14 protein-coding genes are annotated in these 15,286 nt (G+C 70.8%); 12 read left to right on the forward strand and 2 right to left on the reverse strand.

The features are described from left to right. A partial coding sequence (locus tag WU80_RS20830) for a carboxyl transferase domain-containing protein (RefSeq protein WP_055405826.1) occupies positions 1 to 3,064 on the forward strand: 3,064 nt, incomplete at its 5' end. Here the strand turns inward: WU80_RS20830 and WU80_RS20835 are convergent. After that, on the reverse strand, positions 3,065 to 3,391 hold the full coding sequence (locus WU80_RS20835; RefSeq protein ID WP_055405614.1) for a hypothetical protein: 327 nt from the start codon (positions 3,389 to 3,391) through the stop codon (positions 3,065 to 3,067). A gap of 90 nt (positions 3,392 to 3,481) precedes the next feature. On the opposite strand from WU80_RS20835, the gene WU80_RS20840 reads away from it, so the two are divergent. The 4 genes from WU80_RS20840 (at position 3,482) to WU80_RS20855 (ending at position 7,929) form a co-directional block, all read left to right on the forward strand. Continuing rightward, positions 3,482 to 4,258: an SDR family oxidoreductase gene (locus WU80_RS20840; RefSeq protein ID WP_055405613.1), complete on the forward strand. Its 777-nt coding sequence runs from the start codon at positions 3,482 to 3,484 to the stop codon at positions 4,256 to 4,258. A 2-nt stretch (positions 4,259 to 4,260) separates the two neighbouring features. Beyond that, positions 4,261 to 5,454 carry an acyl-CoA dehydrogenase family protein gene (locus WU80_RS20845; protein WP_055405827.1) on the forward strand — a complete coding sequence of 398 codons (1,194 nt, stop codon included), beginning with the start codon at positions 4,261 to 4,263 and terminating at the stop codon, positions 5,452 to 5,454. Beyond that, positions 5,451 to 6,542 carry an acyl-CoA dehydrogenase family protein gene (locus WU80_RS20850; RefSeq protein WP_055405672.1) on the forward strand — a complete coding sequence of 364 codons (1,092 nt, stop codon included), beginning with the start codon at positions 5,451 to 5,453 and terminating at the stop codon, positions 6,540 to 6,542. The genes WU80_RS20845 and WU80_RS20850 overlap by 4 nt, the downstream gene beginning before the upstream one ends. A gap of 172 nt (positions 6,543 to 6,714) precedes the next feature. Then, complete coding sequence (locus WU80_RS20855; protein WP_055405828.1) at positions 6,715 to 7,929, forward strand: glycosyltransferase; 1,215 nt, start codon at positions 6,715 to 6,717, stop codon at positions 7,927 to 7,929. Here WU80_RS20855 and WU80_RS20860 read toward each other — a convergent pair. Further along, a complete protein-coding gene (locus WU80_RS20860; RefSeq protein ID WP_055405428.1) occupies positions 7,918 to 8,658 on the reverse strand; it encodes a dienelactone hydrolase family protein in 741 nt (246 codons plus the stop codon). The genes WU80_RS20855 and WU80_RS20860 overlap by 12 nt on opposite strands. 96 nt (positions 8,659 to 8,754) lie before the next feature. Between WU80_RS20860 and WU80_RS20865 the strand changes: the two genes are divergently transcribed. The 7 genes from WU80_RS20865 to thyX form a co-directional block, all read left to right on the forward strand. Then, positions 8,755 to 9,555, forward strand: coding sequence for a thymidylate synthase (locus tag WU80_RS20865; protein ID WP_055405427.1), 801 nt, complete (start codon positions 8,755 to 8,757; stop codon positions 9,553 to 9,555). Between the two features lie 49 nt (positions 9,556 to 9,604). Next, the gene (locus tag WU80_RS20870; RefSeq protein WP_055405426.1) at positions 9,605 to 10,102 is read left to right on the forward strand and encodes a dihydrofolate reductase; all 498 of its coding nucleotides are present in this window, start codon (positions 9,605 to 9,607) and stop codon (positions 10,100 to 10,102) included. 85 nt (positions 10,103 to 10,187) lie between these two features. Further along, positions 10,188 to 10,889: a cell division protein DivIVA gene (locus WU80_RS20875; RefSeq protein WP_055405430.1), complete on the forward strand. Its 702-nt coding sequence runs from the start codon at positions 10,188 to 10,190 to the stop codon at positions 10,887 to 10,889. Between the two features lie 37 nt (positions 10,890 to 10,926). Next, positions 10,927 to 12,177 (forward strand): winged helix-turn-helix domain-containing protein, encoded by a 1,251-nt coding sequence (locus WU80_RS20880; RefSeq protein ID WP_197281336.1) that lies wholly within the window; start codon positions 10,927 to 10,929, stop codon positions 12,175 to 12,177. Then, positions 12,177 to 13,550: an N-6 DNA methylase gene (locus tag WU80_RS20885; protein WP_055405424.1), complete on the forward strand. Its 1,374-nt coding sequence runs from the start codon at positions 12,177 to 12,179 to the stop codon at positions 13,548 to 13,550. Before WU80_RS20880 ends, WU80_RS20885 begins: the two co-directional genes overlap by 1 nt. Beyond that, positions 13,547 to 14,602: a hypothetical protein gene (locus WU80_RS20890; protein ID WP_055405423.1), complete on the forward strand. Its 1,056-nt coding sequence runs from the start codon at positions 13,547 to 13,549 to the stop codon at positions 14,600 to 14,602. Before WU80_RS20885 ends, WU80_RS20890 begins: the two co-directional genes overlap by 4 nt. A 10-nt stretch (positions 14,603 to 14,612) precedes the next feature. Continuing rightward, the coding region (gene thyX / locus WU80_RS20895) for an FAD-dependent thymidylate synthase (RefSeq protein ID WP_055405829.1) at positions 14,613 to 15,286 on the forward strand (674 nt) is incomplete at its 3' end.

Genomic DNA, 15,286 nt, shown 5'->3' on the forward strand with positions numbered 1-15,286 from the left:
CGCCTACCTGGACCAGCCCGCCCTGCTGGCCGCGGCCAAGAGCTCGGGTGCGGAACTGATCCACCCCGGGTACGGCTTCCTCAGCGAGAACGCCGAATTCGCTCGTGCCTGTGTCGGCGCGGGGTACGCGTTCGTCGGGCCCGGCGCCGACGCGCTCGAACTGCTGGGCAACAAGTCCGCCGCCCGCGCCGCCGCCGTCGCCGCCGGGGTGCCGGTGTTGGCCGCGACCGACGGGCCGAGCAGCGTCGCGGACATCGAGGCGTTCTTCGCGGCCCGGGGCGGGGCCATCATGATCAAGGCGCTCGCCGGCGGGGGCGGCCGGGGGATGCGCGCGGTGCGCCGCGCCGACCAGATCGCCGGTGCGTGCCGACAGTGTGCCGCGGAGGCGCAACTGGGCTTCGGCGATCCCGCGCTGTTCGCCGAGGCGCTGCTCGACGGCGCGCGACACATCGAGGTTCAGGTCGTCGCCGCGCCGGCGGGGCACCAAACGCGCGCGCTCGCGCTCGGCGACCGCGACTGCAGCATCCAGCGGCGCTATCAGAAGCTCGTCGAAATCGCCCCCGCCCAAGGGCTTTCCGACAGGCTGCGGCACGATTTGCACCAGGCCGCGGCCAGGTTGTGCGCGCGCGTCGCGCTGCGTGGGCTGGCCACGGTCGAATTCCTGGTCGCCGGTGAGGAATTCGTGTTCCTCGAAGTGAACCCAAGAATCCAGGTGGAGCACACCATCACCGAGGAGACGACCGGCTTCGACCTGGTGGCCCTCCAGCTGGCCATCGCGGGCGGCGCCTCCTATTACCAGCTGGGCCTGCCGGCCGGAATCGCCTCCGACGGTAACGAAGTCATCGGCGAGCCCGCCGCGCATCGCGGCATCGCGATCCAGGCCCGGGTCAACGCGGAGACGTTCGCGCCCGACCTGTCCGTCGTGCCCGCGGCCGGCACGCTTACCGTGTTCGCGCCGCCGAGCGGGCCCGGGATCCGCGTCGACACCTACGGCCGGGCCGGCCTGGTCGTCAACGCGCAATACGACTCGCTGCTGGCCAAGGTCGTCGCGCACGTGCACGGGTCGTCGGCCCCGGCGGCGCTGCGGAAGGCCCGCACCGCCCTCGCGGAGTTCGGCATCGAGGGCGTCCGCACCAACGTCGACTTCCTGCGTGAGCTGCTGGGTGATCCCGCGCTGGAATCCGGTTGGGTGACCACCGCTTTCCTCGACGACAAGCTGCCGGAGCTGGCGGCGGCGGCGTCGACACACCAGCACGAGGTCCGCGCCGCGCCGGTCGAGCTGTATCCCGGCGAGGACGCACTGCGTGCCCAGCTGGCCGGCACCGTCGTCGAGGTGGTGCCCGAGGGCGCCGACTTCGGCGCGGGCGCCCAGCTCGTCGTCCTCGAGGCGATGAAGATGCAGCATGTGCTCGCCGCGCCGGACGCGCTGCGGACCGTGCGCGTCCTGGTGTCGCCCGGGCAGGTGGTCGGCACCGGCGACCCGCTGCTGGTCTTCACCCGCACCGACGCCGCCGCTGGGGGCGAGTTGGCAACGGCGGCAACGGATCTCGACCGGACGCGCGCGGACCTCGAGGAGGTGCGCCGGCGGCACCTGTTCACCCTCGATGAGGGCCGGGAGGCCGCGGTGGCCAAGCGGCACCGGCAGGGTCGCCGCACGGCGCGGGAGAACATCGCCGATCTCGTCGATCCCGGCAGCTTCGTCGAATACGGCGCACTGGCCATCGCGGCGCAACGCAGCCGGCGCTCGGAGGAGGACCTGATCGCCAACACCCCGGCCGACGGCCTGGTCGCCGGCCTGGCCACGATCGGCGCCGACCGCTTCGGGCGGGCCGCGGCCGAGGCCGTCGTCGTGTCCTATGACTACACCGTGCTGGCCGGCACGCAAGGCATGCGCAACCACGCCAAGACCGACCGGGCATTCGACCTGGCCACCCGGAAAGGGCTGCCCGTGGTGCTGTTCGCCGAGGGCGGCGGTGGCCGGCCGGGCGACACCGACGTCGGCGGCGTTGCCGGGCTGGACGTGCCGACGTTCCGGATGCTGGCCGCGCTGAGCGGGCGGGTGCCGTTGATATCGATCGTCTCCGGCCGGTGCTTCGCCGGGAACGCCGCGCTGGCCGGGGTGTGCGACGTGATCATCGCGACCCCGGACGCCAACATCGGGATGGGTGGGCCCGCGATGATCGAGGGCGGCGGGCTCGGCGTGTACCCGCCGGAGGCCATCGGTCCGATCGGCGTGCAGCGACGCAACGGCGTGGTCGGCCTCGTCGCGCGCGACGAGGCGCACGCGGTATCGCTGGCCAAGCAGTATCTGTCGTATTTCCAGGGCGGCGTGGACGATTGGGCCGCGCCGGATCCGCGGCTGGCCCGGCATGTGGTGCCGGAGAACCGATTACGCGCCTACGACGTGCATCGGGCGATCGAGGCGATCGTCGACACCGGCTCGGTGCTTCAGTTGCGACCCGACTACGGCGTCGGCATCGTCACCGCCCTCGTCCGCGTCGAAGGGGCGGCGTACGGGCTGATCGCGAACAGCACCCACCACCTGGGCGGCGCCATCGACGCCGAGGCGGCCGACAAGGCCGGCGACTTCCTGGCCCTCTGCGAATCGTTTGGGCTGCCGGTCATTTCGCTGTGCGACACCCCGGGCTTCATGGTGGGCCCCGATGCGGAGGTCCAGGCGGCGGTCCGGCGGTTCGGGCGGATGTTCGTGCTGGGCGCGCGGTTGACCGTGCCGCTCGGAATGATCATCCTGCGGAAGGGATACGGGCTGGGCGCGATGGCGATGGCCGGCGGTTCCTTCCGCGCCCCGCAATTCACCGTCGCGTGGCCGACCGGCGAGATCGGCGGGATGGGGCTCGAGGGCGCGGTGCGCCTCGGGTTCAGCAAGGAGCTGGCCGCGGAGGGCGACCCCGTCAAACGCCAGGAACTGTTCGACAAGCTGGTGGCCGCGGCCTACCAGCACGGCAAGGCGCTGCGGGCCGCCACCACATTCGAACTCGACGACGTCATCGACCCCGCGGAATCCCGGGCCTGGATCACCAGGCTCCGGGAGGCCCGGAGCTGATCAGGCGTGGCCGGAACCGCAGCCGACGCCGGGCAGGCAACCCTGTCCGCCCGGAATGCCGCCGGGTCCCGCGTTTTGGCCGCCGGAGCCGCAGCCGACGCCCGGCACGCAGCCCTGACCGCCGGGACCGCCGCCGGGCCCGTTGAACTGGCCACCGGAGCCGCAGTTGCCGTTCGCGTCGCAACCGCCGCCGCCCGGGTCGTCCTTGAAGACGACGTGCGTGGGCGCCGCGGACGGCGCAGCCGCGACGACGTGGGAATCGGTCATGGCGATCGGCGCCACGGCGATCGCAGCGGCCGCCGCCCCGCCCACCATCAGTCTTTTCATGGGGGTTAATTTCACTGACATGCGCGTCGCATACCACGCACACACCCGCATAAACATCGGCAAACGCACCGCAACGGAAGGCGCACCACGATGACATCACTGGATCTGAGCGGCCGAACCGCGATCATCACCGGCGCCTCCCGCGGCATCGGGCTCGCGATCGCCCAGCAGCTCGCGGCCGCGGGGGCGAACGTGGTGCTCACCGCCCGCAAGCAGGAGGCCGCCGACGAGGCCGCCGCGCAGGTGGACGGCAACGCCCTGGGCGTCGGGGCGCACGCGGTCGACGAGGACGCCGCCCGGCGCTGCGTGGACCTCACGCTCGAACGTTTCGGCAGCGCGGACATCCTGATCAACAACGCCGGCACCAACCCGGCCTACGGCCCGCTGATCGACCAGGACCACGCCCGCTTCACCAAGATCTTCGACGTCAACCTCTGGGCGCCGCTGCTGTGGACCTCGCTCGTCGTCAAGTCGTGGATGGGCGAGCACGGCGGCGCGATCGTCAACACCGCCTCCATCGGCGGCCTGCACCAGTCGCCGGCCATGGGCATGTACAACGCCACCAAGGCCGCGCTGATCCACGCCACCAAGCAGCTGGCGCTGGAGCTCTCGCCCCGCGTCCGCGTCAACGCGATCGCCCCCGGCGTGGTGCGCACCCGGCTGGCCGAGGCGCTGTGGAAGGACCACGAGGACCCGCTCGCGTCCTCGATCGCGCTCGGGCGCATCGGCGAACCCGCCGACGTCGCCGCGGCCGTGGCCTTCTTGGTTTCCGACGCCGCGAGCTGGATCACCGGTGAAACGATGGTCATCGACGGTGGCCTGCTGCTGGGCGCGGCGCAGGGCTTCCAAACGCGGCCGCAGGGCTAGCCATGAGCACCGAAGAGTGGTCGGTCGACCTCCAGGGGCGGGTGCAGGCGCTGCTGGACGAGCACGACCCGGCGGCCACCGACGCTCGCGAATTCCTTGGGGCGCAATACGATGCGGGGCTGGCCTGGGTGCATCTGCCGCGCGGTTTCGGCGGCCTTGATCTGCCGCGCAAGGCTCAGGAACTCGTCGACGCCCAGCTGTCCGCGGCGGGCGCGCCGGTGGGTGGCACCCCCAAGAACTTCATCGGCATGGGGATGGCGGCGCCCACCATCGCCGCGTTCGGCACCGACGAACAGAAGCGAAAGTTTCTGCGCCCCTTGTTCACTGGCGAGCAGGTGTACTGCCAGTTGTTCAGCGAACCCGGCGCGGGATCGGACCTGGCGGGGTTGGCAACCCGGGCGGTCCGCGACGGTGACGACTGGATTGTCAACGGGCAGAAGGTGTGGACGTCGATGGCGCAGCACGCGCAGATGGCCATCCTGGTCGCCCGCACCGACCCGACGGTGCCCAAACACTTTGGCCTGACGTACTTCCTGTGCGACATGACCCAGCCCGGCGTCGAGGTGCGTCCGCTGCGCCAGATCACCGGCGAGGCCGAATTCAACGAGGTGTTCCTCACCGAGGTCCGGGTGCCCGACGCGAACCGGCTCGGCCCGGTCGGCGGCGGCTGGCGGGTCGCGACCACCACGCTCAACAACGAGCGCGTCGCCATCGGCACCCGCGCCGGAACTCCGCGTGAGGGCGGCATGATCGGGAAGGTCACCAAGGCGTGGCGGGACAACCCCGCGCTGCGCGACCCCGCGCTGCACGACGAGCTGATGAAACTGTGGGTCGACGCGGAGGTGCTCCGGCTGGCCGGCGAACGGTTGCGGCAACAGGCCCAGGCCGGTCAGCCCGGGCCGGAAGGCGCGGGCATGAAGATCGCCTTCGCCAAGCTGGCGCAAGCCATTTCGGGTTTCGAGATCGAGCTGCACGGCGAGGCGGGTCTGCGGTACGACGACTGGACCATGCGCAGGACCGAGACCGTCGACCTGATCGGGCGCGAGCCCGGTTACCGCTACTTACGCGCGCGCGGCAATTCGATCGAGGGCGGCACCTCGGAAATCCTGCGCAACACCATCTCCGAACGCATCCTCGGCCTGCCCGGCGAGCACCGCGTCGACAAGGATGTCGCCTGGAAGGACCTGGATCGATGAGCGACCTGCTGTACTCCGATACCGAGGAGGCTTTGCGCGACAGCGTTCGGCACCTGTTCGCCGACCGTTGCCCGCCGGAAGCGGTGGCCCGCGCCTACGACGCCGAGCCACCAGACTTCTCGAACGTCTGGCGCACCCTGGCCGTCGAGCTGGGGGTGGCCGGCCTGCTGGTCCCGGAGTCGCTCGGCGGCGCGGGCGCCGGCGCTCGGGAGGTCGCGGTCGTCATGGAGGAGATCGGCCGGGCCGTCGCGCCGGTGCCGTACTTGTCCAGCGCGGTGCTGGCCACGGTCGCGCTGTTGGCCGCCGGCGACACCGAAACCGTCTCCGCGCTGGCGCGAGGTGAGCTGACCGCCGCCTTGGCGGTGCCGTTGTCGACCGGGCCCGGCGATCCGGTGCCCTCGGTGAGCGGCGGCTCCGACGGGCTGAGCGGGTCGGTCACCAGCGTCGCCGGCGCCGCGGGGGCCGACGTGCTGGTGGTGCCGGTCGCCGGCCCGGACGGGCTGGAGCTGCATACCGTCTCCCGGGCCGCCGCGGGTGTCCAGGTGTCGCCGCTGCTGGCCTTGGACATGACGAGACCCCTTGCGGACGTGAGCTTTTCGGCGGCCGACTCGTCGCGCGTCGGGCCGGCGGACGGCCCGATCGCCGAGGCCCTGCGCACCGGGGCGGCGCTGCTGGCGTCCGAGCAACTCGGAGTCGCCCAGTGGTGTTTCGCGACGACCCTGGATTATGCCAAGCAGCGCAAGCAGTTCGGCCGCGCGATCGGCTCGTACCAGGCGATCAAGCACCGGCTGGCCGATCTGTGGTTCGAGGTCAGCGCCGCGACCGCGGCGGCCCGCCACGCCGCCGACACGTGCGCCCGGGACGACGACGACGCGCCCGTCGCGGCGGCCCTCGCCCAGGCATATTGCAGCGGCGTCGCCGTGCACGCGGCCGAGGAGTGCGTCCAGCTACACGGTGGCATCGGCATGACGTGGGAGTATCCCGCCCACCTATACCTCAAGCGGGCCAAGAGCGACCAGTTGGCCTTCGGCACCGCATACCGTCACCGGGCCCGCCTGGCCGCGTTGGTGGGCCTGCCCCCCAGTTAGTTGCGCTCGCACTGATTTTTAGCGCGGAGCGGACGCCGGATGGGAAACTCTCTGTCGCGCAGCGACATTCGTCGGCGTGCGGGCGTGTCGCCCCGACGTGCCCGTCACCGCACTCGCATTTCATGAGAATGTGTCGGTCCGCTCACGAATCCCGGAGGTGACGAGCATCGGAATGCGCGTGCTGCTGTCCACCCACGACTCGCGCGGGGCGGTCGAACCGCTCGCAGCGGTCGGGGTTCAGTTGCGGGCGCTCGGCGCCGAGGTTCGGGTGTGCGCACCGCCGGACCGGGAATTCGCGGACTTGCTCGCCGATATCGGCCTGCCGCTGGTGCCATTCGGCGATTCGTGGCGCGCGATGGCGGCAAGCCTCACGCCCTCGGAGGACCAGTTGCGCCGGCACCTGGACGGGCTCGTCGCCGCGCAGTTCGACACCGTGGCCGCCGCGGCCGACGGATGCGACCTGCTGGTGGCGACCGGATTCCCGCCGGTCGCGGCGGGTGCGCGGTCGGTGGCCGAGCGGTTGGGCATCCCCTACGTGTACGTGAGCTACCAACCCACGATCCTGCCGTCGCCCCACCACCTGCCCCCCACCTATGCCGGCCAGCTGCCGGAGGGCCTGATCGACAACCGGGTGCTGTGGCGGACGGACGCGCAGCAGATGAACACGCTGTTCGGCGCGACACTCAACAGTCACCGCGCGAGGCTGGGCCTCCCGCCGCTGGACGACGTCCGCGACTATGCGCTCACCGAGCGTCCCTGGCTGGCGGTGGACCCGGTCCTGAGCCCGTGGCCGGAAAACAGCGGGCTTGACGTGATCCAGACCGGGGCGTGGCTGCTGGCCGACGAACGCCCCCTTCCGCCGGCGCTGTCGGCGTTCCTGGACGCCGGGCCGGCGCCGGTGTACGTGGGCTTCGGCAGCATGCCCATGCGTGCCGCCAAGGACCTTTCCCGGGCCGTCGTCGAGGCCGTGCGCGCGCACGGCCACCGCGCGATTCTTTACCGCGGCTGGTCCGGCCTGGCCCCGATAGACGACCGGGACGACTGCCTGGGTGTCGGCGAGCTGAACCATCGGGCGCTCTTCGCCCACGTCGCCGCCGTCGTGCACCACGGTGGCGCGGGCACCACGACCACGGCCGCGCGGGCCGGTGCGCCGCAGGTGTTGGTGCCCCAGGGCGCCGATCAGCCGTACTGGGCCGCCCGGGTGGCGGAGCTGGGCATCGGCAACGCGCATGACGGCCCGGCTCCGACGGCCGAGTCGCTGGCGGCCGCGCTCGAGCCGGTTTTGACGCCACAGGCCCGCGGTCGGGCGAGCGCGGTGGCCGCGAGGATCCGCCCCGACGGTGCGAGCGTCGCCGCGACGCTGATGCTGGAGGGGTTAGGCACCTAAGGCCGAACCGAACACCTCGGTCATGGCCTGCCAGTGCCGCTCGGCCGCGGCGGGGTCATAGGGCGTGTTGTCCGGCACCGCGAACCCGTGGGCGGCCGGATACCACTCGATGGTGTGCTGCACGCCGGCCGCGGTCAGCGCCTTGTCGAGCTGCTCGGCGTGGTCGCGGGTGAAGGACGCGTCGTCCTTGGCGCCGCCGACGTAGACGGTGGCGGTTATCCGGTCCGCGAGCAGATGCGGGCTGTCCGCAGTGTCGGTCACCAGGCCGCCGCCGTGGAACGACGCCGCGGCGGCGACACGCTCCGGGACCCGGCCGGCGACCACCAGGGACGCGCGGCCGCCCATGCAGTAGCCGCACACGCCGAAGCGCTCCCCGCACACCTCCGGGCGGGTCGCGAGGTAGTCGAAGAACGCGGCGGCGTCGCCGGCCATCTTGTCCGGCGTGATGCTGCCGATCATGCCGAACAGGCGCCGGCGTTCCCGCTCGTCGCCGAAGACGGTGGCCATGTCGAACGGGGCCCAATCGCCGCTGCGGTAGTAGACGTCGGGAAGTAGCACGGCGTAACCGAATCCGGCCAGCTTGGCGGCCATCTGGTCGAAGGTGTCGCGCACCCCGCCGGCGTCGCAGTACATGACTACGCCCGGCCAGGGACCGGTTCCCTCGGGGGTGAACAGGCCGACGGGACACGTGCCATCGGCGGTGGTGACGTTGTCGGTGATTTTCGGCATGGCCTCCGTTCTACTCCGGAGGGCTGGACCGATTTTTTGGCGTCGACCCGCCGCGCCCGGCTTCGCCGCGCTTGCGATCGCCGCTAAGCTGGCCGCGTGCCGGTTCCCACGCCCTACGAGGACCTGCTGCGCGTGGTGCTCGAGCGGGGCACGGCCAAATCCGACCGCACCGGCACCGGCACCCGCAGCCTGTTCGGCCAGCAGATCCGCTACGACCTGTCTGCCGGCTTTCCGCTGCTCACCACCAAGAAGGTGCATCTGAAGTCGGTGGTCTACGAGTTGCTGTGGTTCCTGCGCGGCGACTCCAACGTCGCCTGGCTGCACGAGCACGGCGTCACCATCTGGGACGAATGGGCAAGTCCCACGGGCGATCTCGGGCCGATCTACGGCGTGCAGTGGCGGTCGTGGCCCACGCCGACGGGCGAGCACATCGACCAGATCAGCGCGGCGCTGGACTTGCTGCGCACCGACCCGGACTCGCGGCGCATCATCGTGTCGGCGTGGAACGTCGGGGAGATCCCGCAGATGGCGCTGCCGCCGTGTCACGCGTTCTTCCAGTTCTACGTCGCCGACGGGCGGTTGAGCTGCCAGCTGTATCAGCGCAGCGCCGACCTGTTTCTCGGGGTGCCGTTCAACATCGCCAGCTACGCGCTGCTCACCCACATGATGGCCGCGCAGGCGGGGCTGTCGGTCGGCGAGTTCGTCTGGACGGGCGGCGATTGCCACATCTACGACAACCACGTCGAGCAGGTGCGGACCCAGCTTAGCCGCGAGCCGCGGCCGTACCCGGAACTGGTTCTGGCGCACAGGGATTCGATCTTCGACTACACGTACGACGACGTCGTCGTGAAGAACTACGACCCGCACCCGGCGATCAAAGCCCCCGTCGCGGTATGACCCGCGCCGACGACGACGCCAGCGAAGCTGGGGTCAAGGAGTGGCGAGTATGACGCAGCTGGGGTTGATCTGGGCTCAGTCGACATCCGGCATCATCGGCCGCGGCGGCGACATTCCCTGGCGGGTGCCCGAGGACCTGGCCCGCTTCAAAGAGCTGACCTTCGGGCACACGGTCGTGATGGGCCGGCGCACGTGGGAGTCGTTGCCGACCAAGGTCCGGCCGTTGCCGGGTCGCACCAATGTCGTACTCTCGCGCCGGGGGGACTTCGTCGCCGACGGGGCGCGGGTCGTCGGTTCGCTCGAAGCGGCCCTCGGCGGTTGCGAGGGCGAGCCGCAGACCTGGGTGATCGGCGGTGAGCAGGTGTATCTGCTCGCCCTGCCGCACGCCACCCGGTGCGAGGTGACCGAGGTCGAAGTCGACCTTCGACGCGACGACGACGACGCGTTGGCCCCGGTGCTCGACGACAGCTGGCTGGGCGAGACGGGGGAGTGGCAGGTCAGCCGCACGGGGCTGCGGTACCGGCTGCACAGCTACCGTCGGGCATGAGCCGTCGGTCTCCGCGCCCGTGACATACTCGGACGCGGGGGTCGGTCTCGACAAAGACATCAATTGCCAGGAGGGGGAATTGGCAGTGATAACCGAACCCACGAAATCGTTCACTCGCATGTTCAGGGGTTATGACCCGACCGCGGTCGACGCCCACATCGAGATGCTGACCACCAAGCAGCAGCTGTTGCTCTCCGACGTGGAGAGCCTGCGGACCCGGTTGAAGGAAGCCGGCGACCAGACGGCCGCGCTGCGCAAGGAGGTCGCCCTCCTCACCGACACCTCACCCTCACCCCACGCGGTGCAGCGGCGGATGGCGCAGATGCTGCGCCGCGCGGTCGACGAGGTTGCCGAGATGCAGGCCGAGGCGCGGAGCGAGGCGGACGCGCTGATCGCGGCGACCGAGGCCGAAGTCGAGGCCGCGCAGCGAAAGCACGAACAGGAGTTGGCGGAGATGGCCGAGCAACGAAAAGCCATGGAAACCGATTACGAGGAAACCAAGAAGCAGCTGGAGGCCGAATTGGCCGAGAAGCGTGCCGAAACCGAGGCGGCGATCGACAAGGCGTGGCGCGACGCCCAGCGGGAGGCCGATCACTACCGCGAGCAGGCCCGCCGCGCCGCCGACGAGGCGATTCAGCAACGGATCAGCGTCCTCGAGCAGTTGATGGGCGTCTACCGCGACCTCGAGGCGGTCCCGGCCGCTCTCGAGTCGGCCTATCAGGAGCAGAAGAACGCGCCGGAGCCTAGCGTCGTGGTGCCGCTGGACCGGAAGGTCAGCACGGGATAGGCGGTTCAGGCCGGGCTCGCCGCGTCGCGGCCGGACCCTGTCGCACCCGGGCGGTATTCTCGGCGCCGTGCCCAGCCGGACCCTGTCGGCCGACCAAGCCCGGCGCATCGCCGTTGCGGCCCAAGGCTTTAGCGAGCCGCGGCCCGCCGGTCCGGTCACCCGCGCCCACTTGAAGCGGCTGATATCGAGAATCCAAGTGCTGCAACTGGATTCGGTGTCCGTTGCGGTGCGCGCCCATTACGCCCCGGTGTTCAGCAGGCTCGGTCCCTACGACCGCGACGTGCTGGATCGCGCGGCCTGGGGGCCGCGGTCGTCGCGGCTGCTGGCCGAGTACTGGGCTCACGAGGCCGCGCTGGTGGCCGTCGACGACTGGCCGCTGCTGCGCTGGCGGATGCGCCAGTACACCCATGGCCGGTGGGGCACCCACATCGTCAAGGCCAATCCCCAGCTCGCCGAGGACATCGTCGCGGCCGTCACCGAGCTCGGGCCCAGCACGGCCGGGCAGATCGAAGCGCACCTCGCCTCGAAATACGCCGCGGAGCCACGCAGGAAGAAGGGCACGTGGTGGAACCGCAGCGACACCAAGTGGGTCGCCGAGGCGCTGTTCGCGGCCGGCGTGCTCACCACGGCCACCCGGGTGGGCTTCGCCCGCCACTACGACCTGGTGGAGCGGGTGCTGCCGGCGAGCGTGCTGGCGCGCGAGGTCGACGACGACGAGGCCGTCCGGGAGCTCACGCTGCGTGCGGCCGGCGCGCTCGGCGTGGCCACCGAGGCGGACATCCGCGACTACTTCCGGCTGTCGGCCCAGCAGGTCAAGCCGGCGGTCGCGGACCTGGTGGCCGCGGGGGATATCGAACGGGTCGAGGTGGACGGCTGGCCCGCGCCGGCCTACCTGCGCACCGGCCGGGCAGTGCCGCGTTCCGACCGGGGCACCGCGCTGTTGTGTCCCTTCGACCCGCTGATCTTCTTTCGGCCGCGGGTCGAGCGGTTGTTCGGGTTTCATTACCGCATCGAGATCTACACCCCGGCGGCCAAGCGCCAATACGGCTACTACGTGTGGCCGCTGCTGATGGACGGGCGGCTGGTCGCGCGCGTCGACCTCAAGGCCGACCGGGCCGCCGACACGCTGCGCGTGATGGGCGCATTCGGCGAGCCGGACATCCCGCGGCCGCGCGTGCTGCGGGCGCTGGCCGGTGAACTGCGGTCCATGGCCGCGTGGCTGGACCTGGGCGGGTTCAGCGTCGCCACCCGGGGCGACCTGGCCGCCGACCTGAGGGCGGTGAGCTGATGCGGGCGACGGACAAGGACCTCAAGGACACGCTGTGGAGGGCGGCCAACAAGCTGCGCGGCTCCCTGTCGGCCAGCCAATACAAGGACGCCATCCTCGGGCTGGTGTTCCTCAAGCACGCCTGCGCCGCGCAGTGGGAAGCGTTGGCGCACAACGCGGAACGCGCGGATATCGGCCGGCTCGTCGACGACGCGATGGAGGCGGCGGCGCTGCCCCGCCTGTACGACAGCCTCGACCAGCGCCGCCTCGGGGAGCTACTGCGCCTGCTCGACGCCGCGCCACTCGGCGAACGAGGACGCGCGCGGGACCTGATGGGCGAGGTGTACGAGTACTTCCTGGGCAACTTCGCGCGCGCGGAAGGGCGGCGGGGCGGCGAATTCTTCACCCCGCCCAGCGTGGTCCGGGTGATCGTCGAGCTGCTGGAACCCTCGGGCGGGCGGGTCTATGACCCGTGCTGCGGCTCGGGCGGGATGTTCGTGCAGACCGAGCGGTTCATCGCCGAACACGACGGCGATCCCGCGCGGGTCACGATTTTCGGACAGGAAAGCGTCGAGCAGACCTGGCGGATGGCGAAGATGAACCTCGCCGTGCACGGCATCGACGACACGGGCCTGGGCGCGCGCTGGGGCGACACGTTCGTCGAGGACCAACACGCCGGCGTGCAGATGGATTACGTGCTGGCCAATCCGCCCTTCAACATCAAGGATTGGGCGCGCGACGAGCGGGACCCGCGCTGGCGCTTCGGCGTCCCGCCCGCCGGCAACGCCAACTACGCGTGGCTTCAGCACATCCTGTCCAAGCTGGCCCCCGGCGGCAAGGCCGGTGTGGTGATGGCGAACGGTTCGATGTCGTCGAACACCCTGGGGGAGGGCGACATTCGCGCGCGAATCGTCGACGCCGACCTGGTGTCGTGCATGGTGGCGCTGCCCGCGCAGCTGTTTCGCTCCACGTCGATCCCGGTGTGTCTGTGGTTCTTCGACGCCGACAAGGGCCACCGGTCCGGCCAGGTGCTGTTCATCGACGCCCGTGAGCTCGGCTACCTGGTCGATCGCGGCGAACGGGCGCTGACGCACGAGGAGGTGCGGCGCATCGCCGACGCCTACCACGCGTGGCGCGGATCGGGCTCTACGACCGCGAAAGACCCTGAATATAAGGATGTTCCGGGGTTCTGCGGCTCCGCGTCGATCGGCGAGATCGCCGCGGCCGGCTACACCCTGACGCCGGGACGTTACGTCGGCACGCCCGCCGCCGCGGACGACGGCGAACCGGTCGATCAGAAGATCACCCGCCTGACCGGTGAGCTGCTGACCGCGCTCGACGAATCCGCGCGCCTGGAAAGCGTTGTGCGCCAACAACTGGAGCGCCTGCGGTGAAAACCACGCTGGGTGAGCACCTGCTCTTCAGCACCGGCGCGCCGCGGCGAGCGCCTGGCGGGCAATTCCGCGTCTACGGCGCCAACGGGGCCATCGGGTATGCCACCGAACACAACGCGACGGGCCCGCTGATCGTGCTCGGGCGCGTCGGCTCGCAGTGCGGCACCCTGCGGTACTGCGAATCCGACGTCTGGGTCACCGAAAACGCACTGGTCTGCCGGGCCAAGGACGCGCGGGACACGCGGTACTGGTACTACGCGATGCAAACCTGCCGGCTGGGCGATCACCGATCCGGATCGGGACAGCCGCTGCTCAACCAGCGGATCCTGCGCGACGTGGCGGTGCGCAGCGTGGCGGCCCCGCAGCGGGCAGCGATCGCCGAACTGCTCGGCGCCCTCGACGACAAGGTGTCGGCCAACGAGCGGGTGATCGCGGCCGCCGAGAACCTGATGGTGGCCATCGCGGGGTCGGCCCCCGGGCGCGCGCCGCTGGGCCGCCTGGCGAGCCGGTCGTCGGCGTTCGTCGCCGTGGCCGAATTCGACGAGGTGGTCGCGCACTTCAGCCTGCCGGCCTTCGACGACGGGGCGAATCCCCGCGTCGTGAGCGCCGAGTCCATCAGGAGCGGCAAGTACCTCCTCTCGGTGCCCTGCGTCTTGTTCGCGAAGCTGAATCCGCGAATCCCGCGTATCTGGAACGTGGCCGTCCTGCCGCCGGAAATGGCCGTGGCCAGCACCGAGTTCGTCGTCCTGACGCCCACCGGCGTCGACGCCTCAGCCCTGTGGTCCGCCGTGCGCCACCCGCACGTCTCCGACCGGCTGCGGCGGCGGGCGGCCGGCACGTCGGGCAGCCACCAGCGGATCCGGCCGGGCGATCTGCTGGACGTCCGGGTCCCCGACGTCCGGCGCCTGCCGGCCGCGGCCCGGCAAACGATCACCGGCCTGGGGGCGCTGTGCCATGCCCGTCGCACCGAGAGCGCGCGGTTGGCCGCGTTCCGCGACGCGCTGCTGCCGCCGCTGATATCGGGTGAACTCCGCGTTCGGCCAGCGCGTTAAGGTGAGCGCCGTGGCCGAGACCGCGCCGCTGCGCGTGCAACTGATCGCCAAGACAGAGTTCCTGGCGCCGCCGGACGTGCCCTGGACCACGGACGCCGACGGCGGGCCGGCGCTGGTGGAGTTCGCCGGCCGCGCCTGCTATCAAAGCTGGTCCAAACCCAATCCCAAGACGGCGACCAATGCTGGCTACCTCAAGCACATCATCGACGTGGGCCATTTCTCGGTGCTCGAACACGCGAACGTGTCGTTCTACATCACCGGCATCTCCCGGTCGCTCACCCACGAGCTGATCCGGCACCGGCATTTCTCCTTCTCCCAGCTGTCGCAGCGCTACGTGCCGGAGGGCGAGTCGGACGTCGTGGTGCCGCCGGGCATGGAAGACGACCCCGAGTTGCGACGGATCCTGACCGATGCCGCCGACGCCAGCCGGGCCACCTACGCCGAGCTGTTGGCCAGGCTGGAGGCCAAATTCGCCGACCAGCCCAACGCCATTTTGCGGCGCAAGCAGGCGCGTCAGGCCGCGCGGGCCGTGCTGCCGAACGCGACCGAGACCCGCATCGTCGTGACGGGCAATTACCGCGCCTGGCGGCACTTCATCGCCATGCGCGCCAGCGAGCACGCCGACGTGGAAATCCGGCGGCTGGCCATCGAGTGCCTGCGCCAGCTCCTGTCTCTTATACACAT

The organism is Mycobacterium sp. UM_11, assembly GCF_001414075.1.
Classification (GTDB): Bacteria; Actinomycetota; Actinomycetes; order Mycobacteriales; family Mycobacteriaceae; genus Mycobacterium.